This is a genomic window from Anaerorhabdus sp., from assembly GCF_036657415.1.
Classification (GTDB): Bacteria; Bacillota_I; Bacilli_A; order Erysipelotrichales; family Erysipelotrichaceae; genus Anaerorhabdus.
The window spans coordinates 19,021-42,064 of record NZ_JAVXGL010000011.1 but is presented as its reverse complement, the minus strand read 5'-3'; the positions used below and the strand labels follow the sequence as shown (position 1 = coordinate 42,064).

23 protein-coding genes and 1 tRNA gene are annotated in these 23,044 nt (G+C 31.9%); 3 read left to right on the top strand and 21 right to left on the bottom strand.

From position 1 onward, the window contains the following. Nucleotides 1–289: 289 nt before the first annotated feature. Nucleotides 290–363: transfer RNA gene (locus RSB60_RS02925), tRNA-Thr, on the bottom strand. A gap of 33 nt (nt 364–396) precedes the next feature. Further along, on the bottom strand, nt 397–963 hold the full coding sequence (locus tag RSB60_RS02920; RefSeq protein WP_332475231.1) for a Maf family protein: 567 nt from the start codon (nt 961–963) through the stop codon (nt 397–399). 65 nt (nt 964–1,028) lie between these two features. Between RSB60_RS02920 and RSB60_RS02915 the strand changes: the two genes are divergently transcribed. Beyond that, nucleotides 1,029–1,934, top strand: a complete 906-nt coding sequence (locus RSB60_RS02915; RefSeq protein ID WP_332614469.1) for a nucleotidyltransferase family protein — start codon at nt 1,029–1,031, stop codon at nt 1,932–1,934. 108 nt (nt 1,935–2,042) lie between these two features. Then, on the top strand, nt 2,043–2,285 hold the full coding sequence (locus tag RSB60_RS02910) for a TM2 domain-containing protein (RefSeq protein WP_332614467.1): 243 nt from the start codon (nt 2,043–2,045) through the stop codon (nt 2,283–2,285). Between the two features lie 115 nt (nt 2,286–2,400). On the opposite strand, the gene gnpA is transcribed toward RSB60_RS02910, so the two are convergent. From gnpA to RSB60_RS02885, 5 genes are all read right to left on the bottom strand, one after another. Next, nucleotides 2,401–4,554, bottom strand: a complete 2,154-nt coding sequence (gnpA, locus tag RSB60_RS02905; protein WP_332614465.1) for a 1,3-beta-galactosyl-N-acetylhexosamine phosphorylase — start codon at nt 4,552–4,554, stop codon at nt 2,401–2,403. Between the two features lie 10 nt (nt 4,555–4,564). Beyond that, nucleotides 4,565–4,738, bottom strand: coding sequence for a DUF6903 family protein (locus tag RSB60_RS02900; protein ID WP_323382567.1), 174 nt, complete (start codon nt 4,736–4,738; stop codon nt 4,565–4,567). A 9-nt stretch (nt 4,739–4,747) separates the two neighbouring features. Next, nucleotides 4,748–5,617, bottom strand: coding sequence for a carbohydrate ABC transporter permease (locus RSB60_RS02895; protein WP_323382566.1), 870 nt, complete (start codon nt 5,615–5,617; stop codon nt 4,748–4,750). Between the two features lie 11 nt (nt 5,618–5,628). Continuing rightward, the gene (locus tag RSB60_RS02890) at nt 5,629–6,522 is read right to left on the bottom strand and encodes a carbohydrate ABC transporter permease (RefSeq protein ID WP_323382565.1); all 894 of its coding nucleotides are present in this window, start codon (nt 6,520–6,522) and stop codon (nt 5,629–5,631) included. 68 nt (nt 6,523–6,590) lie between these two features. Next, nucleotides 6,591–7,937, bottom strand: coding sequence for a carbohydrate ABC transporter substrate-binding protein (locus RSB60_RS02885; protein ID WP_332475230.1), 1,347 nt, complete (start codon nt 7,935–7,937; stop codon nt 6,591–6,593). A 147-nt stretch (nt 7,938–8,084) separates the two neighbouring features. Here RSB60_RS02885 and RSB60_RS02880 point away from each other — a divergent pair, with 147 nt between their 5' ends. Continuing rightward, the gene (locus tag RSB60_RS02880) at nt 8,085–8,927 is read left to right on the top strand and encodes an AraC family transcriptional regulator (RefSeq protein ID WP_332614462.1); all 843 of its coding nucleotides are present in this window, start codon (nt 8,085–8,087) and stop codon (nt 8,925–8,927) included. Here RSB60_RS02880 and RSB60_RS02875 read toward each other — a convergent pair. From RSB60_RS02875 to RSB60_RS02810, 14 genes are all read right to left on the bottom strand, one after another. Beyond that, on the bottom strand, nt 8,924–9,661 hold the full coding sequence (locus RSB60_RS02875) for an HAD-IIB family hydrolase (protein WP_332614460.1): 738 nt from the start codon (nt 9,659–9,661) through the stop codon (nt 8,924–8,926). The genes RSB60_RS02880 and RSB60_RS02875 overlap by 4 nt on opposite strands. A 132-nt stretch (nt 9,662–9,793) precedes the next feature. Then, nucleotides 9,794–11,122 carry a PTS ascorbate transporter subunit IIC gene (locus RSB60_RS02870; protein WP_323382559.1) on the bottom strand — a complete coding sequence of 443 codons (1,329 nt, stop codon included), beginning with the start codon at nt 11,120–11,122 and terminating at the stop codon, nt 9,794–9,796. Between the two features lie 15 nt (nt 11,123–11,137). Beyond that, nucleotides 11,138–11,416, bottom strand: coding sequence for a PTS sugar transporter subunit IIB (locus tag RSB60_RS02865; protein ID WP_323382558.1), 279 nt, complete (start codon nt 11,414–11,416; stop codon nt 11,138–11,140). Between the two features lie 18 nt (nt 11,417–11,434). After that, entirely contained in the window at nt 11,435–12,169 is a 735-nt protein-coding gene (locus RSB60_RS02860; RefSeq protein ID WP_323382557.1) for an SIS domain-containing protein, read from the bottom strand. Between the two features lie 12 nt (nt 12,170–12,181). Beyond that, on the bottom strand, nt 12,182–12,625 hold the full coding sequence (locus RSB60_RS02855) for a PTS sugar transporter subunit IIA (protein WP_332491854.1): 444 nt from the start codon (nt 12,623–12,625) through the stop codon (nt 12,182–12,184). 91 nt (nt 12,626–12,716) lie between these two features. Continuing rightward, nucleotides 12,717–13,439: a GntR family transcriptional regulator gene (locus RSB60_RS02850; RefSeq protein ID WP_332475228.1), complete on the bottom strand. Its 723-nt coding sequence runs from the start codon at nt 13,437–13,439 to the stop codon at nt 12,717–12,719. A 73-nt stretch (nt 13,440–13,512) separates the two neighbouring features. Beyond that, nucleotides 13,513–14,364: a metallophosphoesterase gene (locus RSB60_RS02845; protein WP_332614457.1), complete on the bottom strand. Its 852-nt coding sequence runs from the start codon at nt 14,362–14,364 to the stop codon at nt 13,513–13,515. 137 nt (nt 14,365–14,501) lie between these two features. Continuing rightward, a complete protein-coding gene (locus RSB60_RS02840; protein ID WP_332614455.1) occupies nt 14,502–15,416 on the bottom strand; it encodes an ROK family protein in 915 nt (304 codons plus the stop codon). Further along, entirely contained in the window at nt 15,413–16,120 is a 708-nt protein-coding gene (locus tag RSB60_RS02835) for an N-acetylmannosamine-6-phosphate 2-epimerase (RefSeq protein ID WP_332614453.1), read from the bottom strand. The genes RSB60_RS02840 and RSB60_RS02835 overlap by 4 nt, the downstream gene beginning before the upstream one ends. Nucleotides 16,121–16,126: 6 nt before the next feature. Continuing rightward, complete coding sequence (locus tag RSB60_RS02830; protein WP_323382550.1) at nt 16,127–17,065, bottom strand: ABC transporter permease; 939 nt, start codon at nt 17,063–17,065, stop codon at nt 16,127–16,129. Between the two features lie 10 nt (nt 17,066–17,075). Next, nucleotides 17,076–18,569 carry a sugar ABC transporter ATP-binding protein gene (locus RSB60_RS02825; RefSeq protein WP_323382549.1) on the bottom strand — a complete coding sequence of 498 codons (1,494 nt, stop codon included), beginning with the start codon at nt 18,567–18,569 and terminating at the stop codon, nt 17,076–17,078. 57 nt (nt 18,570–18,626) lie between these two features. Beyond that, nucleotides 18,627–19,613, bottom strand: coding sequence for a sugar ABC transporter substrate-binding protein (locus RSB60_RS02820; RefSeq protein WP_323382548.1), 987 nt, complete (start codon nt 19,611–19,613; stop codon nt 18,627–18,629). Nucleotides 19,614–19,671: 58 nt separating this feature from the next. Continuing rightward, the gene (locus RSB60_RS02815) at nt 19,672–20,391 is read right to left on the bottom strand and encodes a GntR family transcriptional regulator (RefSeq protein WP_332614450.1); all 720 of its coding nucleotides are present in this window, start codon (nt 20,389–20,391) and stop codon (nt 19,672–19,674) included. Nucleotides 20,392–20,548: 157 nt separating this feature from the next. Further along, a complete protein-coding gene (locus RSB60_RS02810) occupies nt 20,549–22,750 on the bottom strand; it encodes a bifunctional diguanylate cyclase/phosphodiesterase (RefSeq protein WP_332614448.1) in 2,202 nt (733 codons plus the stop codon). Nucleotides 22,751–23,044 lie beyond the last annotated feature (294 nt).

Below are 23,044 nucleotides of genomic sequence, written 5' to 3'. Positions count from 1 at the left end.
TTTGCTGTTCATTGATTTTATTTTATTCGAATTTTGCATTAAAAGTATCCTATATTTAATTATAAAAACTAATCAATAACGGAACTAATATCGTTGCAGTGTCTAAAAAGCTAGGACATAGTTGTGTGAAAATAACATTAGTAACATACACACATTTAATGAAAGATAGTAATGATGGCATGATGAATATCATAAATAATTTAAGTAATATTTCAAAAATGGTCAGTAAATGGTCAGTAAAATAAAATAAGCATTAAAAAAGTGGCTATTTAAGCCACGAATTAGAAAATGGTGCCGCCTGGCAGAATTGAACTGCCCGCTCATCCTTACCATGGATGTGTGTTACCACTATACCAAGGCGGCGCCTCTTTATAATACCGAATACATGGAAAAATATCAAGAAATAATCTTCATTAGCTCATGATAAACAAGTGATAGCGGCAATCCCATGATTGTATAATAATCACCTTTAATTTCTTTTACGAAACATCCCCCAAATCCTTGGATTCCATAGGCACCTGCTTTATCCATCGGATCCTTTGTTTTGATATATTTCCATATTTCATCATCTGTTAACTCCGCAAAAGTTACTTCACTAATTGAACAATAAGTATTCTTGACACCTTGATTAAGTATACATACTCCAGTAAGTACTTCATGAGTTTGATTTGATAGCTTTTTTAACATACGAAATGCATCTTGTTCATCAATCGGCTTTCCTAATACTTCATCCTTATAAACAACAATTGTATCGGCACCCAAAATCACTGCATCAGGATGTTGATCTGCAATAACTTTTGCTTTTCGATAAGCTAGTTCTTTAATTTCTTCAACTAGATTATTTTCCATATTCATTGACTCATCGATATCTGAAACTTCTATTTTAAAAGGTATTCCGATTGTTTCCATCAATTCTTTTCTTCTTGGTGATGAACTTGCTAAGATTAACTCTACTTTTTTCATATTTCATACCTCTAATCCCTTATAAGCATGGTATAATATTTTCAAGAATATTTAAAGGAGAGAGTATGAAAAAACCAGTATTAGTTATCTTGGCTGCTGGAATGGGTAGCCGCTATGGAGGTCTTAAACAAATTGATACCGTTGGAAATAATGGCGAATCAATTATTGATTTCTCAATTTATGATGCTCATGAAGCAGGATTTGAAAAAGTAGTTCTCATTATTCGCAAAGAACATGAAGAAGCATTCAAACAATGTTTAACTGACAAAGTTTCAAAACATATGGAAGTTGAATTTGCTTATCAAGACATCAATGATGTTCCATCTGGTATTACAGTTCCTGAAGGAAGAGAAAAACCTTGGGGTACAACTCACGCCCTACTCGCTTGTAAAAATTTAGATGCACCTTTTGCAATTTGCAATGCTGATGATTATTATGGAAAAGATTCTTTCAAGGTAATTTATGATTTCTTATCAAATGAAGTAAGCGATGATAATTACGGAATGGTTGGATATCTTTGCAACAACACATTGACCGATAATGGTACAGTAACTCGCGGTGTTTGTGAAAAAGAAGACGGATATCTTACTAAGATTGTAGAAATTCAAAAAATTGCTCGTAATGATCAAGGAAAACCTATTTTTGAAGAAAATGGTGAGTGGAAACCTTTATCTGAAGATGCTGTTGTTTCAATGAATTTCTGGGGATTTACACCTAAAATTTTGAAAGACTGCCAAGAAATCTTCGATGACTTTATTAGAAAAGGAATTGAAGAAAATCCAATGAAATGTGAACACGTGCTCCCTACTGCAGTTGGACAACTTGTAAAAGAAGGAAAATGTAAAGTAAAAGTTATGAGTAGTGCTGATCATTGGTTTGGTGTTACTTATAAAGAAGATAAACCTGGGGTTGTTCAAAAACTTCAAGAATGCAAAGATAAAGGTCTATATCCATTTGATTTGTGGAAATAATCTTAAGCCTATGTAGCAATACATAGGTTTTTATTATGTTTCACCACATTTTTAAATAAAGTGCTATAGTAAAAGTAGTAATGAAAGATATACTTTCGAGGTAACATTATGTCTGAACTTAATCGTGAATCAAAGCCAACTACAGTTGAAGAACCTGTTTATAAAAATAAATATGTAACCCTTGTTCTATGTCTATTTTTTGGATATACCGGAGCACATAAATTTTACGAAGGAAAATATTTACTTGGGTTTATTTATTTGTTTTCTCTAGGTTTAGTTGGTATTGGCATCGTCATTGATTTTATTAGTTTAATACCTAAACAAAATCCATATATCGCCAATAAATGGTAAGAAGTCAGATGACTTCTTATTTTTTGTTTAACACCATTCTTTGCCATGTTTATCATTTTCACGTATAAATGTTCACTACTTATTCCCCATACAAAAAGCCGCTATTTCTAGCGACTTAAAGATCAATCCATTTCATTTCCATTGCTTTTAAATTATATGAATTATATAGTTTACCTTCAACATATAATTCAGTATTTACATCATTTACTGAATTATTAATAATAACAACTTTATTTACTTTTTCAAATGCTGCTATTTCGGTATTCATATTTGTTACAAAATATTTCTTCATTGCTTCTTCTTCACTTGCCGCAAAATAAATTGCTCTTAACAGCAAACGACAATTTTGTGGTGAATAAGGAAGTCCTGCAAAATAAACACTTCTTCCTTTGCCATATTGATTTGTTACAAGTTGACAATATTTTTGATCCATCGCCAATACTTGATAATGATCTCCTTGTGCATATACACTTGACATACCTTCACCAAAATCAATTGCTTCTTCAATATCTTCAAGAATAAAATGATTTGTATTCAATGAATTATATTTATCATGACTTAATGTAAATCCAACTTCTTTATCTACACCCATCACATCACTCAATTGAAAATATCTTCCTTGATGTTGGTAAGCTGTTGGCTCTCCTACGCCAATGAATCCACCGCCAAAATCCACAAATTCACGAATCTTTGTAACAATTTCTTCATCAATCCAGTTTTCTCCACCAGTCCACGATGTTCCTGTTGTTCCAGCATTAATTATTACTTTAATACTTGGATCAATTCCATGGCGTATATCATCAAAATTGATAAATTCTACATCAATTGGCATACCGCTTAAACATTCAATCACACCTACATAGCTATAGATTTCTCTATACCAAATAGCATGATGAACTTGATTACTCATCCAACGACGAATATTTCCCCAAGAGTTTAATATTGCTACTTTAAATGGTGCCGTATATGATTTTGTACCATCGGTATATTCATGAATTTGTCGGAATTCGCTTATAACATTTTTAATTGTATCAATAAAATTTGGCCATTCTGTTGCTAGTTTTAAATATCCACCATATCCAATACGATCTAGCGGACTTCTCAACATCGCGCGGCGAGCTTGAAGCCAATTTTCATTTGCTTCTTTGATTGGATCGCCACCTTCTGTGAACACATCTGGAAAGAAGTAAGGTAAAAATCTTCCTTCCGTATACTTAACACCTTTTATATCAGAAATCATACGCATGGTAACACCATTACCTACTGAACCTACCACTGAATCTAGTCCAATATTCGCAAAGTATTTACCAAAAGGTTCTGTCCCAATCCAATGGTCACCTAAAAACATCATTGCTTCTTTACCATAGCTATGAACAATGTCTACCAACTCTTTTGCAAGTTTAGACACTTCAATTTGTTGAAACTCAATGAAATCTTTGAATTCTTTACTTGGAATTCTAAAGATAGAATTGTGGTAACCTTGATCTACTATAAATTCAGGTCTAAACTTATATCCAGCCCATTTTTCAAATTGTTTTAAAATATAGGGACTTACACTTGCACTATAACCAAACCATTCTACATATTTTTCACGTTTTTGATCATCAAATGTCAATGTAAATTGATGAAAGAAAGTCGTAAAACGGATAACATCAATATGTGGATTCTCTTCACAAAACTTACGAAGTTTTTCTTTAACATATTGTTGTGTCTTAGGTTGACGTACATCGAAGGTACATTGATGTGGAGCGTCTTTCCAATCATTTGTAATAAAATTATACATATGAACGGGATCCCAAATTAAGAAAGCTAGAAAACTAACTGTATACTCATGATATTTTTTAGATTGTAAAGTTACACAACCCGTATGAGTATCATATTCCCAATCAGTTGTTGGAACAATTTCGCCAGTCGTACGGTCAATGACTTCCCACCATTCTTTGGGGTCATCAAGTTCATTTACTTTTAATTGTTGAGTATGAAAACCATGCATTAATTTTATTTCTAAAGTATCTGCTTTTGCAGTATATCTATCTGTTATCAAGTATTCTTGTTGGACCTCTTCTGGATTATTCTTTGCCCACTCGTTATCTTTTCTTGTCGTATAATATGTTGCGTATACTTTCGCACCACACTCTAACAATTCATTCGGCATCAATGTTCCATCACAGTCACGAATTGCATCAGCATCTAATTCTTCTTTTAGTGCTAATGTTTCTTCAATCATATCTAAATCAGTAGGAATTGTTAAACGTCCGCCTCTTATCATAAATACTCCTTCATTTGTATTGTTTATTGTAATAATAAAGTAGAAAAATCAAACCAATGACCCCTACTGTTTCTGTTGCTAATCCTATATAACCTGTATATCGTTGCCCTACAAAAACCATAATTATAGAAATTATAAAGATGACCAACATACCTATTAGTTTTTCTCTTGTAAATCTTCCCATAATTTCCTCCTAGTCCTTAATTCCACCAACAGTCATACCTTGTGTTAGTTTCTTTTGTACCATCATGTATAGAATTAATGTTGGTAACATAACAATTACCAATCCTGCATACAACATTCCATACTCCGCTTTACCCCGAGCTGCTTGTGATAAACTTACAAGTCCAACAGGTAAAGTTTTATTTACACCCGGTAGTAACGTTAATGCAATAATATATTCATTCCAGAAAGCTAAGAAATTAAATAAGATAACTGTTACAATACTTGGTCTTGCCATAGGAATCATAATTTTAATCATTGTTTGGAAATATGAACATCCATCAATGTGTGCTGCTTCTTCATACGTCTTTGGTAATGTCTTAAAATAACTTACAAGTAAATACACTGTAAATGGAATAGCAGTAGCTGCATAAATTACAGCAAGTACAAATATGTTATCTAAGAAAAATGAAGTCTTAAAGAACTCATATACAACATCATCCCAATCAAGTAACATTAAGAATATTGGAACAACGATATAGTTTACATTGATAAATAATCCAGCCATATATAATGTATTAATTAATTTCTTGAATTTAAATTCGAAACGCGCAAGTACATAGGCTGCTGGTAATGAAACGGCTAATAGAATCACTAATGCTAACCCTGTTACAATAATCGAATTCAAGAAATATTCACCCATCTTTGCTTTTTGAAAAGCATTAATAAAGTTTTGTATATAAAAGCCATTTGGTAAATTCCATGGACTAGTATAAAATTCAGCATTCTGTTTAAGTGAAGCCATGAATACCCAGCCAACTGGAACAATGATTGAAATTGCAACTGCAATTAATGCGATATAGATAAATATTTTATATAGTTTTATATTTTTTTTCTTCATTTCTCTTACCCCTAGTACTCAATTACTTTTCTTTCTGTTGCTTTATTAATAATTGCACTTAAAATAAATGAAATTACGAAAACTGTTGCACCGATCGCCATACCATATCCATAGCTTACGTTGTCATAAGCTTGTTTATATAAATATCCTAATACGGTTTCACTTGCACCATCTGGTCCACCACTAGTCATTACCTTGGTAAACAAGAAACTCAAATTAATTGTACTAATAATGAAAAACGTAAGTGTTGTTCTAATATTAGACCATACTAGTGGAAGCGTAATATTAAAGAACTGTGTGAATTTCCCAGCTCCTTCTAAATCTGCTGCTTCATATAAATGGACAGAAATTGAACTCATGCTCGCCATGTACATAACCATGTAGTAACCAACTGCTTGCCAAATCATCGCTCCTGCAATTGAATACAATACAATTTTTTGACTTCCTAAAAATTTGATTGTTGTCCATGTTTCAGGTTTAAAAATACTAATTAAGCTATTTAATAAGCCTGTACTTGGATCATAGATAGCACTGAAAATTGCGGATATGACAACAACTGACAAAATATTGGGAATATAGAAAACAATTCGAAAGAAATTTTGTCCTTTAATCTTTTCACGAACTAATATTGCTGCAAATCCGATTGCAATTACCAATGTTACGATTGTTACAATCGCAATTAAGAATAATGTATTTTGCAAGGCTCTTATAAAATTCATATCTTGAATTAAAACCATGAAATTTTTAAATCCCACAAATGTTTTATTCGCTGATAATCCGCCCCATTTATAAAGAGACATTGTAAATACATTAATTGTTGGCACTATCATAAATAATGTAAATAATATGATAGATGGCATCATGCATAAAGCGATAAACTTAGATTTTTGTCTTGTTTTACGCATAAGTTTCCCCTTTCTTAGAAAGTAATAGCGGCGTTAAACACCGCTATTACAACTTAATATAATATGTATTAGTTAAATTTTTTAACTGCTTCAACTACGGCATTATACCAATCTTCAACAGATTTATCGCCAGTAACTACTGAATTAACTGTTCCATAAATGATACCTTCTGCAGATGTTAAATCAACACCTTCAACAGCATCATGAGCAGCGAATCCTACAGCATTAGCTTTAGCTCCATTGTCATAAACTGAATAGTATAATTCATTGTCTGTTCCTGCAAGCATACTAGATGCATTTACTGTAGGCATTACAGCACCACCGTTTTCAATAAATAATTTAGTTGCTTCATCAGAATAAGCAAATGCAATGAATTTCTTAGCTAAATCTGGGTTTGCTGCAGCTGTTGGAATATACATTTGTTCTGCAAATGTAGTTGAATAACCATCTCCACCTGCTGTAACAGCTGGTAATGCAGTGAAGCCCCATTTGAATCCATCAGCACGAGGAGCATCTGCCATTTCACCTGGTAACCAAGTTCCATTAGGAATAAATAATGCTTTGTTATCAAGTATTAATTGTTGGTTCTTTGTGAAACCATCTTTATTAGCATTAGCTACAGTGTTTTCTTCTGTATAGCTAGCAAGTTTTCCAACAATTTCAAATGCTTGTTTAACTTCAGGAAGTTGCCAAGCTTCAACATCGTAATTCATTAAACGTGTATAAACTTCAGGACCTGCTGTTGCATTAATTAATGCAGAGAAGAATGCATCGAAATAACCAGTTGTAGGATATGTGAATAATGCGATACCTTCTGCTTTTGCTACATCACCTAAAGCCCACATTTCATCCCAAGTAGTTGGAACTGTCCAACCTTTTTCTTCGAATAATCCAGCATTGTAGAATAAACCACATGGTGAATAGAACATAGGTGCTAAGTATAATTTACCATCTCCATAAGGACTAGATGTTAATGCATCAGTGAAACCAGGTAAAATTTTATCTTTAACTGTTCCTGTTTCTCCAGGAATAGTCATTGTTAATACATCAGAAATATCTAAGATTTGTTTTTCTGCAACCATTGCATCTGTAAGTTTCCCTTCAGCTCCTACAGATAAATAGATAATATCAGGTACATTCTTACCAGAAGTTATTACTGGACGTAATGTTTCAGCAATATTCTTTTCAAGTTGAAGTTCTACTTTAACTCCTTCTTTTGCTTCGAATGCTTTTGCTACAGCTTCCCAACCAGCAGTTCCATACCCACCATCAAGACCTGCAATTTTTAATACAGGTGCATTTGGGTCAGTTGTCGCTGTTGCTGTTCCATCTCCACCGTTATCAGCAGGTTTTGAACATCCAACTAGAGAAACTAGCATTAGACCTGTACAAAGAAGTGCTACTAATTTTTTCATTTCTTTTCCTCCTAGCTTTCGCCTTTGTTAATTTTAGTATAGGAAATATGACCTTTCACTACTACATGAATATTGCGGTATTTTTTATTTATATTGCTTTTTTATAAATTATTCAATATTATTAAAATATAAATGGTGGTGAATAACATGGGAAATGCACAATATGAAATAAATTATTCAACGTTATCCAAGATAAATAGTAAATTGCTTTATGTTACAAGTGCACGGTTTGATACCGATTGGCACTCCATTATGCATACACATCCCTTTACAGAACTTTTCTATGTATTGAAAGGAAAAGGTACCTTTCATGTTGAAGATCGTGTACTTGATGTTACTGAAGATGATTTGGTCATTGTTAATAGTAATATCAATCATACCGAATCATCGAATGGTGAATCACCTTTAGAGTATATCGTTTTAGGTATTGAGGGTATCTCTATTTTGGCTGGAAATAATGATGAAGTTCAATTATATAGTTTGCATAATTATGAAAATTATAAACATGAGATTCTTTTTTATATTAAAACATTATTACAAGAAGCCTCTACTAAGTCTGATTATTATGATCTTATATCACAAAACTTACTTGATGTTTTAATTATGAATATAATACGTCGAACAAAATCTGAATTAATTATCGAAACTTCTAATAAGATATCTCATGAGTGTGCTTATGTTAAACAATATCTTGATCAACATTTTAGCGAAAATATTAACTTAGATGAACTTGCGAAGATATCTTATATCAACAAATATTATCTTGTGCACTCATTTAAAAAATATGCTGGCATGACACCAATTAATTATTTAAACTACAAACGTTTAAAGGAAGCATGCATGCTTCTTCGAACTACAAATCATTCAATTGCTCAAATTGCCAGTATTATTGGTATGTCTTCTCAATCATATTTCTGCCAATCATTTAAAAAACAATATCAAATGTCACCCAATGAATATCGTAAACAATCACAATTGAAAGAGATTTAACTCTCTTTCAATAAAATATTTATTGCATCACTCATAGAGTCAACAACATAGTCAGCATGTGCAATGACTTCTTTTGGTGAACTCTTAAATGTAAAGGAACAATCTGAATCTATAATTAAAGGGATATCATTATAAGAATCACCAATTCCTGAAATATGATGAATATTAAAATGATTTTTTATAATTTGAATTCCTTTACCCTTTGAACATCCACTAGGAACAAGAGCAATTCCACCATTATTTTGGTAGGCTTCTAAATTAGGATATGCTTCTTTTAATTCTAAGCATATCTTTTTTGCGTTTTCTTCATTAAATGCATTGAGCCCGACAGAGTAGATTTCACCCTTTTCATCATCTAATGAGTTAATTACATCGTTAATAACATGATTATTAACTTCATTTCTCATTGTCATAAATCCACGATCTGATTGGATATAAACTCCAAGTGTTTTTATATACTTATTAACAAGTTCTTCTACTAATTTGCGTTCAATAACACTTTTGTAAATTTCATTAAATTCTTTATCTAGAATAAGCGCTCCTGTTGAACAAATATAAAAATCTAAATCTAAACTTTTTGTCATATCTCGTTGTAAATCTGCAAGTGGTCTTCCTGTACATATACCAAACATATTCCCTTGTTTTTTATATGCTTGTATTTGTTTTAAATCTTCATCTCTAAATCCATCTTCAAAAAATATTGTTCCATCAAAATCGCTTGCAAGTGCTCTCATCTTCTTCTCCCCAACTTAAATTTGTAAACACTATAATAGTACTAAATTATCACCGACAAAACAATGTTCCAAACAAAAAGAGAACCTTGTATGAAAGTTCATATAAGGTTCTCTTTAAATCATTAATTTAGCTTACGCTTTTTTTCTTTTAACTTCATAGAAGCAATAGCCAACAAATGCTACTACAATCACTGCGATTCCAACATATGGATATTTTAATAATCCCATAGTCACCATAACATCAATACAGTCATGTCCAACACCTGCTGCTCCATAAGCTGCATAGTCAAAGATAGTAAACAATAATGCTGATCCAAAAATTAGCATGAAACCATAAACTAATCCAGCTATGATAGCCCCTCTTCTTCCACCAGCTGCATTACCAAATATACCTGCAACACCTCCTGTAAAGAAAGCGCCAATGATTGAAACTAATGGTACTACTTTAAATACTGCTGAAGATACAAACATTGCAACAATCATACCTGCAACTGCAGTAATAAAACCAATCATCAAACTATTTGGTGCAAATGCGAATAATGCTGGTACATCAAGTGCAGGAATTGCACCTGGAACTAATTTATCAGAAATACCTTTGAACGCTGGAACTAATTCACCTAAGAACATACGTACACCTTGCAAGAGTACCAAGATACCTGCTGTGAATCCCATTGCTTTAAGTAAACCATAAACAATATAATTCGTTGTTCCAGCATATGGTGCTACAACTGTAGGACCTGCAAGAATAACAACAACTAAATAGAATAAACCCATTACTATTGAAACAGACATTGAAGTATCTTTAAAGAATTCAAGTGATTCAGGTAACTTAATATCTTCTGCACTCTTAGTCTTATCACCAAGTAATCCACCAATGTAGGCAGCTGGCACTGTTCCTAATGTTGTTAAATGGGCAACGGCAAAGTTGTCATTACCGGTAACTTTTCGAACCATTGGTTGTCCAATAGCTGGAAACAATACCATTAAGATACCTTGTAAAATTGATCCTATGACAATAATCATAGTTTCACTAAAGTTTGCGCTATACAAACTTCCAGCAATTGCTACAGATAAAATCCACATCATATGTCCTGTTAAAAAGATATATTTTAATGGACTAAAACGAGCAATCACAACATTGACTAAGAATCCAATTGCCATGATTAACGCACTTGTTGATGCAATAACTGGAATAGCCGATTGCATTGCGCCAACAACTGCTTCTGATGATGTCGCAAACCCTTGAAGATGGAATACTGTTGAAAATAAATCAACAAATGGAAGAATCTCTGTAACAATTAATCCTGAACCAGCACTGAGTACAAGCATACCAATTGCAGTTTTCATTGTACCTGAGAAAACTTGCCCCGCATTTTTCTTTTGTAATAATAATCCAATTAGTGCTACTAGTGCTAAAACTATAGCCGGTGTTTTAATAATATTTAATATAAAATCTAACATATTTTATCCCCTTTCTTACATTAAATTATGTAGTTTTAAATATGTTTCTAGTTTTTCCTTTGTTTCTTTTACATCAACAATATTGTTGATGTAAACAACATTTTCTTGATCAGCAAAATTTTTTCTAAACCCTTCAGTTGTAACAATAAGATCACAATTTTGTCCTTTGATTGTTCCCATATCCCAATGTTCTATCGTACATTTAACACCTAGTTGACTCATTGCACTATCAACGGTCATTTTTAAAATTAGACTGGATCCAACACCTAAACCACATACTGTAATAATCTTCATATGTATCCTCCTTTCTTTTTACAGACAATCTATTTTGTTACAATAATTTTTAATATGTTCTGCGTTAATCGCATCACCTTTATCTAAATTTGAGCTTACATAAACAGGTGGTATTTTTCCTGACTCAACACTAAGTTCAATTGTTCTAGCCATAATCATATCCATCACTGTCATCCCTAAAATAGTTGAAGTTCCTGTAAATTTGTCAGGCATTTCATTAAGTGATAGACATGCATCTCCCTCTACACATTTGATATCAATGACAATATCAGCTACATCTGCAAGTTTTTTTCCTGAAGAATGACGACTAGATACTCCTGACGAGAAATTCTTAGAAACTAACGCAACAACTTTCATTCCAATTTCTTTAGCAGCTAACGCCATATCAATAACGCCTGCATTTCTTCCTGAAATTGATACAATAATTATTGTGTCATCTGCACTTACATCACATAAATTCAAATATTCACGTGATATCCCTTCCACTCTTTCTTGAATTGTACTCAACTTAGCTTTAGGAAATAAAGCCAAGTGTGGAATCAATAAAGCGTTAACAGGAACCAATCCTCCTGCACGATAGAATACCTCCATCGCAAACATTTGTGAATGACCACAACCAAACACATGAATCAAACGATCTTTTCTTACCGAATCTGCACAAGCCTGAGCTGCTGCTTCAATTGTACTTTCCTCTTCTGTTACTTGCTGTTCTAACTGTTTTGTGACAATGTCATAATACTCTTTATGCTTCATACATCTATCCTCCTAATATTTTTGTATGATTTCCAAAATCTTATCTTTTTCACCATTGTTGGTAATCAGCGAAATAAATTCTTCATTTTGTAATAATTGTGCAACTTTCATAAGCATTTGCATGTGACTATCTGAATCAATAGCTCCAAATGCAAATGCGCATTTTATTTCTTGATTCTCAAAATCATCAAAATACACAGAATCTTTAAATACAATTAAGGATAAACAAGGTTCATTTACATTTTCACCTGGTTGTCCATGGAAGAAACATACCTTTGGCAACAAAATCATATAAGGTCCTAGTTCTTCAACAACCTTTGCCATAGAACCAATAAATGGTTCTTTTATTTTTCCTGCCTTTAATAGTAAGTTTCCAGAGATCTGGATAGCCTCACGCCATGTTTTACATTCTACATTTGTTAATACCAGTTCATTTGTTAAAGTGTCTTTAATCATAAGTAATCCTTTCTAATTGGGAAGGGGTAAGTGGTTATGTTGTCATAACCACTTATTTTGAAAATAATGAGATACTCGCATATCTCAGAATTTAAGACTCAAGTTTAATCGTGAATTCAAATACATCACCTTTAGATACGATGGTTGAATAACAAACGATTTTATCATCACAATATGAAGTACGCTTCACAAGTAATCCATATTGTTTCTTGGGACAATTTAATAATCTACATTCAACATTGTTAAGTTCTGTTGCTTTAAACGTTTCAATAGCTCGATTAATACGTTTACCATAATCATCTTCTAATGTCTTATATAAACCTTTCTTAGAAAAGTCTATCGAAAGTAGAAATCCATATTGCATAAATGGAAAATATGTTTTCTCAATCATAATTGGAACATTTTCTGCACAACGTAAACGTTCAATATAAACAACTTGCTCATCTTCGTTTATACCTAGATTTTGAGCTAATTTATAATCAGCAACCAAAACTGAACAATTCGTAATTTTAGTTGAAGATATCTTACCTTGTTTTTCCATTTCTCGAGAAAAGCTATACACATTTCCTAGATTCTGAATAATACTTTTACTTAGAACATAAGTTCCTTTCCCTTGAACTTTTTCTAATTTACCTTGTCGAACGAGTTCATCAATTGCCATCCTCACAGTTATACGTGACATGTTATAGATTTTGCAAAGTTCTCGTTCTGATGGAATAAGTTGTCCTTTTTTAAGTTCACCTGTATTTATTTGATCTTCTATGATATCTGCAAGCTTGCAATATAGAGGAATTTTATTAAATGATTGATTCATTTCCTACCCACCTTATGTCTAAACTATAACTGGTCATAACCAGTTTGTCAACGTTAAAATTTATGTTTTTTTCTTATTTATTGAGTACAATTAATACCACTTCAGGATTATCGTTAATGCGAAATGGAAATGAACTATCCCCAATTCCTCTACTGATAATCATGTTTGTTCCACTTTTTTGAAATAATCCTGCATCATATTTTGGAAAGAATCCTTGACTGGGTGCAATAATACCACCGATGAAAGGAATTCTTATTTGCCCACCATGTGTATGTCCAGTTAATGCAATATCTATTCCATTTTTTACATACACATCGAATAACTCTGGGCGATGAATTAATAGCAATATAAATAAATTATCTTTTTTTAGTTTTTGGAGTTTATTATCTACGATAACTGATGGGACAATCTTTCTATCTTTTGATCTATCAAAATTTGGATCATCTATTCCAATAATCTGTATCACTTGCTTATTCTTTTCTAAAAGAATTGCTTCATCTCTTAAAACAATGACACCTACTTGTCTTAATTCCTTTTCAAATTGATCATAAATTTTCAATCTCGATTCATGATTTCCTGTAACATAGTAAATGGGAGAAATTTTTATTAATTCTAAAATCAATTTCAAAGAAATACTTGGAATTGTTTTTCTTGAATCAATCAAATCTCCAGTAATAACTATACAATCAGGATTACCTTTTATAACTTGATTCATTATTATTTTATTATTATCACCATAATCAATATTATGGATATCAGAGAGATGTATAATTCTATACTGATTAAACGATTCTGGTAGTTTATCATTTTTAATTTGATACGTGGTTAATCGTAATGCATGATTATTTTTAAAGATCCAAATAATAATAATTAAAAGTATTATTCCTGCTAGTAAAAACATAATTAGACTATCATTTAATTCCATGCTTACCTCCTTAATTGTAATAGTATTATTGTACCATTTAACATTACTTCCTCCTAACATATTAAAAGTCTAGTTGAAGGGACTAGACTTTTCTACACGTGATTAACAAAGCGAAAGTATACGGGAAGAGTGCTTAATTAATCATCTCCATTTAGCTCTTTAAATCCTAAATATGCAGCACCATAGATTGCTGCTTTACTGCCTAGAGTAGCAGGCACAATCGATGGAACAAACAAACTTGTCAGTGGTGATTTTTCTATTTTATCAATCATCTTATCCCACCAATAACATTTCGTATCAATTAATCCTCCACCCAAAATAAAGACTTCAGGATCATAGATATTTGATAATGAAAGAATCGCTATGACCAAATCATCAATGAAGTTGTCTAATACTAAAGAGGCAATTTCATTTTTATCTTTTACTAAATCAAAGAACTCATATCCTGTCGATATTTTATTCTCAGATTTTTCATTAAATATTTTTACAAGTGCTGTGCCTGAACAATATTGTTCAAAACATCCTTTTAGTCCACAATTGCATTGTCTTCCATTTGGATACAAAGTCATATGTCCCAATTCTCCAGCACTCCAGTGACAACCATGAATTAATTCACCATTGAGTTTGACTGCAGCTCCAATACCTGTTCCTAGGGCAATGCATACATATGATTTCTTACCGATTGCACTACCTTTCCATTCTTCACCTAAACCCGTTACCTTACAATCATTATCAACAACTGTTTTTATTTTAAATTTTGATTCAACTATTTCTTTGATTTTAACGCCTGTCCATCCAGGTATATTATCACTGGCAAAAAATACTTCACCAGTATCTGTATTAATACGTCCTGCACTACCTATCGCAATACAATCAATTTCTTTAGCTACTCTTAATTGTTCAATAATCTCAAATAATGATTTCATTAAATTTTCTGGGCCAAGTTTAGGATTTGTAGGAATGCGAATGGAATCTAATAATTCACCATTTTCATTGATGATTGCACCAATTGTTTTAGTACCCCCAATATCAATGGCTATTACGTGTTTCATAGTGAAATATTTTCCTTTATCTCATCAACAATTTTTTTCGTGATAATTTGTGGACGTGTGATACCCGCACCAATTGTAACTGCATGAGCACCCAGTTTTAATGCTTTAATTGCATTTTCAGCATCCCAAAATTTTCCTTCCGCAACAATAGGAATATTGGTATCTTTTGAAAGCTTCTCAATAATCTCAAAGTTTGGTTCTCTAAATTCTTGAATAAGTTCACTATTTTCATCTACTGTTTCTGGTGTATATCCAGCAAGTGTAGTCGCGATATAGTCAACATCCATTTTACTTACTGCAATACCTTCTTCATAGGTTGATACATCTGCTAGAATTTCAACATTTGGATATTTAGCACGTATCAATATGATGAATGTTTCTAAATCATTCCCATCTGGACGAGGATAATGTGTTGCATCAACGCATACAATTTCTGCACCTGATTCAACAACCTTATCTACTTCCTTCATTGTTGGTGTTATATATGGATAGAATCCATCATACGGAGTTTTAATTAATCCTAATATAGGTAAATCAACAGCTTTGCGTACTGCAACTAAATCGTTATATGTATTAACGCGTACACCCACAGCTCCACCTTGTTTTGCTGCAATGGCCATCCTTGCCATAATATCTGAACCGAACATTGGTTCCTCCGGTGTTGCTTGACATGAAACTACTAATCCTTTTTTTAATAAAACCATAAATCTTTATCTCCCTTTCTTAATTATCTTGTCATATGAAATTGCTGCTAACATTACAATACCTTTTACAACCCATTGATAATATTCACTTATTCCCATCATAAGCATACCATTACCAAGAACTGCCATTACTAGAATACCTGCGAATACACCCGTGATTTTACCTTCACCACCAGACATACTTACACCACCAAGTACTACTCCTGTGATTACATCCATTTCATAACCGAACCCAGCATTTGGTTGTGCATTATTGACCCTAGATAGAAGTACAATTCCAGCTATAGCTGAAAGTACACTACATAGAACGTAAACTTTATACTTAACTTTTCTAATATTAATACCTGTTAAACGAACTGCTTCTTCATTACCGCCAATGCCATAAATACTTTGACCAAAAGATGTAAATCGTAAAATAATAAATCCTATAATAAAGAATGCAATCATAATAATTACTGGAATTGGAACAATACCAATATATCCTTGTCCAATTACTTTAAATTTTTCAGTAAATCCATAAACTGGAATACCACTTGTTAGTATGTATGAAATACCTTTTAATATTTGAAGTGTTGCCAATGTAACAATCATTGGATTCAATTTAAATTCATGTGAGAAAAAAGCATTTACAATCCCAACGATTGCGGCAAATCCAATTGCGGCAAGTACTGCAAGCACTGGATGAACACCATTAATCATAAGCGTTGAACATATTACTCCTGAACATGCGATAACACCACCAATAGATAGATCAATTCCTCCTGTTAGAATAACAAAAGTCATACCTACTGCAACAATACCTACCACTGCTGTTTGTCGAAGTACATTGATTAAATTTGTTGGAGTTAAGAAAACTTTTGAATTAAATGCAAAGAAAACAATTAAGCATAATAAGACAAAGTAGATTGCATATTTCGCAAAGAAATTTTTTAAATTAATATTCACATTATCCTCCTTAAGAAGCCAATTCCATTATTGCTTCTTGGCTAATTTTGTTTCCTTGAAGTTCACCTGATATTTTTCCTTCATGCATAACCAATATTCGATGGCTTACACCAATTAGTTCTGGCATTTCAGAAGAAATAACGATGATTGATTTTCCAGCTTTAGCTAAATCTTTTATCAATTGATAAATTTCTTGTTTAGCTCCAATATCTATACCCCGTGTTGGCTCATCCAAAATTAAGATATCACAATTCTTTAATATCCATTTTTCTAATACGACTTTTTGTTGATTACCACCTGATAGATTTAATACTAGTTGATCTTGTCCTTGTGCTTTTACTTTTAATTGCTTATAGTATTTATCAATATCTATTTTTGATTGTTTAAAATCAATAAATTTAAAAATATTTTTAGAATAATTTTTCAATGATGGCAACAAACAATTTAAATAAATACTTTTATTTAAAACCAATCCGTGAAGTTTGCGATCTTCTGGAATTAATCCTATTCCATTTTCAATTGCATCAGTTGGTGATTTGATAACAGCCTTTTTTTGATTAATCCAAATCTCACCAGAGTCTTTTGAATCGGCACCAAAAACTAATCGCATCAATTCAGTTCTACCTGCTCCAACTAAACCACCAAATCCCAACACTTCACCTTTATGTAATTCAAAACTGACATCATGAACACGATTACTCGCAATATTCTTGCACTGCAAAACAACATCACCATCAGACAATTCTTTTTCTGGATATATATCATTTATATTTCTACCAACCATGTGTTTTATTAGTTCATTTTCATCAGTATCGCAAGTATTGATTGTTGTTATATATTTTCCATCTCTCAATACACTTATACGATCAGTCAACTCTAATATCTCATTAAGTTTATGCGAAATATAAATAACAGTTACTCCTTTATCATTTAATCTACGTACCACCTTAAACATTTCAACTACTTCTGTTTCTGTTAACGGAGCACTCGGCTCATCCATAATGATTAGTTTAATGTTATGGTTAATACATTTTGCGATTTCAACGATTTGTTGATAGGCTGTTGAAAGATTTTTAACTTGTTGAGTTACGTCAAAATCAAATCCTAATTGAGCAATACACTCTTTTGATTTTTCAATCATTTCTTTTCGATTTAATAAAGTTGATTTTGATTTTATTTCAATTCCAAAAAATATATTTTCATATACTGTTAAGTTTGGAAATAAATTAAATTCTTGATAAACAACCCCAATTCCCTTTTTAATTGCATCAATTGGACTTTGAAGTTCTAATTTTTCTCCTTCAAAATAAATCTCACCTTTAGTTGCTTTAATTGCTCCTGCAATTGTTTTAATTAAGGTAGATTTGCCTGCCCCATTTTCTCCTACTAAACCATGTATTTCTCCTTGACGAATATCAAATGAAACATCATTCAAAGCTGGAACTCCAAAATACTCTTTTGTTATATTTTTTAGACTTAGTAGAGTATTTTCTAACTTTTCCATAGTTTGCCTCCTTTTTTAAGAAGATAGAGACAAATTTCTTTGTCTCTACCCGTCTTTCTATTCTTGAATAAATTGAGCTACATTGTCGATAGTAACAGGATTCAAGCTAATAGCAATTGGTTCTGTTTTTGGACCATTTTCAATTACATCAATCGCTGTATCAATTAAAATTTTCCCAGTTCCTTTAGGGTTGATATCAATTGTTGTACGATAAATAGTGCCTTCTTTAATTAATTGTAATGCTTGTTCAGTTGCATCCATACCGCCTAGATAGAACTTATCAGTATTCTTACCAGCTGCCATAACAACTTCATATGCACCTAATACTGCAGCATCATTAACACCTGCTACAACTTGTACATCAGGATATTTTTGTAATACTGCTTCCATTGCAGCTGCTCCCTTTTCAGGAGTATTTGCAGAAATGCTTTGAACAATTTTTGCGTTTGGAGCAAATTCCATAATACCTTCACGGATACCATCTCCACGCGCAATAATTGATTCTACTTCTGGATAGTCAAATACAACAACTTGTACTTCTTCATCACCAAAGTTATCTTTAATATATTTACCAGTAACATCACCTAATGATTTACCTAAGTCATATTCTGGAATTGTTACAAATGCTTGTGATCCTGGAAAGTCTTGATTTGCAGCAATAACAACGATACCTGCATCTGTTGCTTGTTTTACTACATCTTCAAGAGCTTTGTCATTCACTGGTGTAATAACAATTGCATCTACTTGTTGAGCGATGAAATTTTCAATTTGTGAAACTTGTGCAGCAGCATCTTGCTTGCCATCAGTCACAATAGTTTTAATACCAATTTCTTGTCCATACTTTTCAAAACCTTCTGATACAGTAACAAAATAAGGATTTGCTAGAGTTTGTACAGAATATGCAATCGTATACTCTTTCGTACCTCCATTTGTTGCTGTGGGATCAGCGCTTGCTGTTGGATCTGGTGTTGCTGCCGGTGTACTACAACCAGCCACTAGAACTAAGCTAAGCATTACAATAAGTGCCTTCAATAATTTCTTCATGATTTTTTCCTCCTTTATTATTGACCCTATTTTTAAAGAGCGTCCTCTTTAATAACCATTAATCAAGTTTCAATTTATACTTATATACTTTAGAGTTCACGATACGATAGTTAAACTCTACTTTCTTATCGTCACAAAATGATACACGTTTTACAAGTAGCTGCGGACTACCCACTTTGATTCGCATTTTCATCGCATCTTTTTCATCAATAGTAACAGCTTCAATTGTTTCTTCAGAATTGTTTGGCACAAAACCATAGTTGGCCTGAAGTGCTTTATACAATGAACCCTCTTGAAGCATTTCCTTTTTAAAACCAGGTATTAATTTCTCTGGAATAAATGAGCGGTCATAGGCAGCTATCATCTCATCCGCAAGTCGTAAACGTTCAAGTAAAAAAACTTTCTCTCCTTCTTCTAAATCTAATATTTCACGAACTTCTTCATTCGGTTCAATTAGCTCCAGTTTCAAGAATACTGAAGAAGGCACATATCCCATTTTTATCGTTTCATCGGTAAAGTTATAAAACTTAGATATATTTTGTTTAATTTCCTTAAATTTTACATAGCTCCCTTTACCTTGAATTCTTTCAATATAACCTTCTGACTCAAGTTCAGCCAAAGCACGACGAATTGTAATGCGACTAACTTGATACATTTCACAAAACTCCATATCGGTAGGCAATTGTTCTTTAACTTTATAGATATCATTCCTAATTTTTTCCTGAATATCAATTTTGACTTGATAATACGCAGGTACAGGTGATGTTTTCTTAATCATAAGTCCTCCTAAAGTGTATGTTGTTATAACAACATAATAAATGTAAGTGCTTTCTCTGTCAATGTCTTTTTTTAAAATTAGGCAAATAATCGCAAAATTACCGTATATAAAAAAAGTACTAGGAGAAATTTCCTAATACTTTCTTGTTTTTCTTTTATTAAAATTTCAATTTATTGGCTGGAATAGGTCTTTCATAATAGAAGCCTTGTACGATATCACACCCTATTTCTTTTAATAAGGTAACATTTTCCAATGTTTCTACACCTTCAGCAACCGTTTCGATATCTAATTCCTTAGCCATCATAATTACATTTTTTAATACGATTCGCATTCTTTTTGGATCATCTTCATTAATAAAGAAACTGCGATCAATCTTAATAGTATCTACTGGAATATTCTTAAGCAGTCCTAATGAACTATATCCTGCTCCAAAATCATCCATCGATAATTTGAAGCCCACTTCATGAATTTGATTTAAGAATCCTAATAAAATATCCTCATTTTGAATCATATCTGTTTCTGTTAATTCAATTTCAACTAAACTAGGTGGAACATTGTAACGTTCAGTAATTTCAATCAACTCTTTAACAAAGTATTCATTGCTTAAATGCAGTCTTGAGAAGTTGACGGAGATTGGTACAGGTGATAATCCCTGTTTTAACCAATTATGTATTAATGAACAAACCTTCTCAAACATGTACATATCTATTTTTGTCACAAATCCATTTCTTTCAAACAAAGGAATAAAACTTCCTGGATAAACAACATCTATATCATTTTCTTGCCAACGCACCAATGCTTCTGCACCAATTATTTTTTCATCGATCAAACGATACTTTGGTTGAAGATAAACTTTAAACTGTTCACTCTTTAGTGCATAGTTCATTTTATTTTCTATTTCTTTTTCACGTAATTTCATCTGCATAATTTTATTATCAAAATCACACAAGTTTGTATCCTTATTTTCTTTTGCATTTCTATGTGCAAAATTTACTTTTTCGTAAATATCTTGGAAATTCACTTCTTTGCTTTCTATTAGATAGCGCCCATAATTGAATTTGATTTCATAATTAGTCTTCATGCTATCATTAACTTTTTCTTCAAATTGTATTCTTTCTTCTTCAGTCTTTTCAAATGAAGTAAACTTTTTTAGTATTATAAATTCATCCGCATTTATTCTCGCTACCATTTCAATAGAATTATCACACATTTCTTTCCAAGCAAGTGCAATCGTTTGTAGTAGTTCATTACCCTTTTTCATTCCAAAAACATCATTGAATAGTTTAAATCGATCTATATCAAATTTGATTATAATATATTCATTGTGTTTATGTGCTTTGATAATTCTTGGGGCATCCATCATAAATTTCTTAAAGTTTGATATATTTGTTAATTCATCAATAAACGCAACTTTATATAGTTTTTTAATATTTCTTGATTGAATAATTACAAGTGCTATAAAAAATAATCCAAACCCTATAGTAATAATTACTGTAAGCAGTAAAACCCAATTAGTTACATTATATGCATTCTCTAACATAACCTCTTTAGGAACAATAGAGAAGATATACCAATCTTTTGTATCTAGTGCATCATAGTACACATATCTATTCTTACCTTGCACATCATAAACTGAATAACCTGGATTTTGATTTTCTAAATCCATTTTTAATTCATCTAAACTCTTTTTATTTGAGAAAACCGCTTTCCCCCAAGTATCAAATAAATTATCCTCTTTTGTAATAGTATAGCTATTTGTTGTTTTAGCAATAATATCACCATTCTTTGTAGTCACATAGGCATACCCTGCACCATCAAATGATGTACCAAATAGTTGATCTAATGAAGCTGTCTTCAGTGTACAAATAATCACACCCACCAATTCATCATTACGATTAATTGGAGAAGATAACGCAATTACAACGTCATCATTGGTTACTCTTGATACAATTGGATCGGAGATAATTGGACGATTTTTATCAACTGTTTCTTGAAAGTATAACCTGTCTGAAACATCAATAACATTACCCAAATTAGATACTCCAATACCATCAACACCTACTAATACCATTGTGTTAAAGTTAGAATCTTCAATTATATAATTCATATATGCAACGATTTCAGAAATATCACCACTAAAATCTGGATACATTTTGCCAATATGATTTACAGCACTTAACTCTCCTTTAAGTTTTTCTTCAAAGTTGTATTCTTGTTGATACAATACCTCTTCTAGTGAATTAAGTGATGTTTCTTCGATACTCTTTCTAATTTGTAAATTAAAGCCTGATAGTGTTACTACAATTAGCACTAATACTAGCAATGCTCCAATAAAAAACTGTATTTTTTTATTCTTCATCTTCTAATGATTTCTACCTTTCTAAGCATAACCTATAGAAAGCATTTTTAAAAAAATAAAAGTGCTTTCTTTTTGAGACTGTCGCAAAGACAGACTAGAAAGCACCATATAAATTATCATCTAAATTGCTTAATTAAGAATAAACACATTGTAAGTTATTAGTTTAAATTAATTTTAGATTTTTTCTTGGTATATTTCTAGGTGTCTTCCCTTTCCTCCAATATTTGGAGCATAACAACTTATTATGTTTAAACACAATAATATTTTAATTTTTATGAACTTATTTCCTAAGCC

What these genes read in the sequence shown, in the direction of transcription:
- RSB60_RS02920 (WP_332475231.1), bottom strand. Translation starts at nt 963, where the DNA reads ATGAAAAAAGTAGAGTTAATCTTAGCAAGTTCATCACCAAGAAGAAAA.
- RSB60_RS02915 (WP_332614469.1), top strand. Translation starts at nt 1,029, where the DNA reads ATGAAAAAACCAGTATTAGTTATCTTGGCTGCTGGAATGGGTAGCCGC.
- RSB60_RS02910 (WP_332614467.1), top strand. Translation starts at nt 2,043, where the DNA reads ATGTCTGAACTTAATCGTGAATCAAAGCCAACTACAGTTGAAGAACCT.
- gnpA (WP_332614465.1), bottom strand. Translation starts at nt 4,554, where the DNA reads ATGATAAGAGGCGGACGTTTAACAATTCCTACTGATTTAGATATGATT.
- RSB60_RS02900 (WP_323382567.1), bottom strand. Translation starts at nt 4,738, where the DNA reads ATGGGAAGATTTACAAGAGAAAAACTAATAGGTATGTTGGTCATCTTT.
- RSB60_RS02895 (WP_323382566.1), bottom strand. Translation starts at nt 5,617, where the DNA reads ATGAAGAAAAAAAATATAAAACTATATAAAATATTTATCTATATCGCA.
- RSB60_RS02890 (WP_323382565.1), bottom strand. Translation starts at nt 6,522, where the DNA reads ATGCGTAAAACAAGACAAAAATCTAAGTTTATCGCTTTATGCATGATG.
- RSB60_RS02885 (WP_332475230.1), bottom strand. Translation starts at nt 7,937, where the DNA reads ATGAAAAAATTAGTAGCACTTCTTTGTACAGGTCTAATGCTAGTTTCT.
- RSB60_RS02880 (WP_332614462.1), top strand. Translation starts at nt 8,085, where the DNA reads ATGGGAAATGCACAATATGAAATAAATTATTCAACGTTATCCAAGATA.
- RSB60_RS02875 (WP_332614460.1), bottom strand. Translation starts at nt 9,661, where the DNA reads ATGAGAGCACTTGCAAGCGATTTTGATGGAACAATATTTTTTGAAGAT.
- RSB60_RS02870 (WP_323382559.1), bottom strand. Translation starts at nt 11,122, where the DNA reads ATGTTAGATTTTATATTAAATATTATTAAAACACCGGCTATAGTTTTA.
- RSB60_RS02865 (WP_323382558.1), bottom strand. Translation starts at nt 11,416, where the DNA reads ATGAAGATTATTACAGTATGTGGTTTAGGTGTTGGATCCAGTCTAATT.
- RSB60_RS02860 (WP_323382557.1), bottom strand. Translation starts at nt 12,169, where the DNA reads ATGAAGCATAAAGAGTATTATGACATTGTCACAAAACAGTTAGAACAG.
- RSB60_RS02855 (WP_332491854.1), bottom strand. Translation starts at nt 12,625, where the DNA reads ATGATTAAAGACACTTTAACAAATGAACTGGTATTAACAAATGTAGAA.
- RSB60_RS02850 (WP_332475228.1), bottom strand. Translation starts at nt 13,439, where the DNA reads ATGAATCAATCATTTAATAAAATTCCTCTATATTGCAAGCTTGCAGAT.
- RSB60_RS02845 (WP_332614457.1), bottom strand. Translation starts at nt 14,364, where the DNA reads ATGGAATTAAATGATAGTCTAATTATGTTTTTACTAGCAGGAATAATA.
- RSB60_RS02840 (WP_332614455.1), bottom strand. Translation starts at nt 15,416, where the DNA reads ATGAAACACGTAATAGCCATTGATATTGGGGGTACTAAAACAATTGGT.
- RSB60_RS02835 (WP_332614453.1), bottom strand. Translation starts at nt 16,120, where the DNA reads ATGGTTTTATTAAAAAAAGGATTAGTAGTTTCATGTCAAGCAACACCG.
- RSB60_RS02825 (WP_323382549.1), bottom strand. Translation starts at nt 18,569, where the DNA reads ATGGAAAAGTTAGAAAATACTCTACTAAGTCTAAAAAATATAACAAAA.
- RSB60_RS02820 (WP_323382548.1), bottom strand. Translation starts at nt 19,613, where the DNA reads ATGAAGAAATTATTGAAGGCACTTATTGTAATGCTTAGCTTAGTTCTA.
- RSB60_RS02815 (WP_332614450.1), bottom strand. Translation starts at nt 20,391, where the DNA reads ATGATTAAGAAAACATCACCTGTACCTGCGTATTATCAAGTCAAAATT.
- RSB60_RS02810 (WP_332614448.1), bottom strand. Translation starts at nt 22,750, where the DNA reads ATGAAGAATAAAAAAATACAGTTTTTTATTGGAGCATTGCTAGTATTA.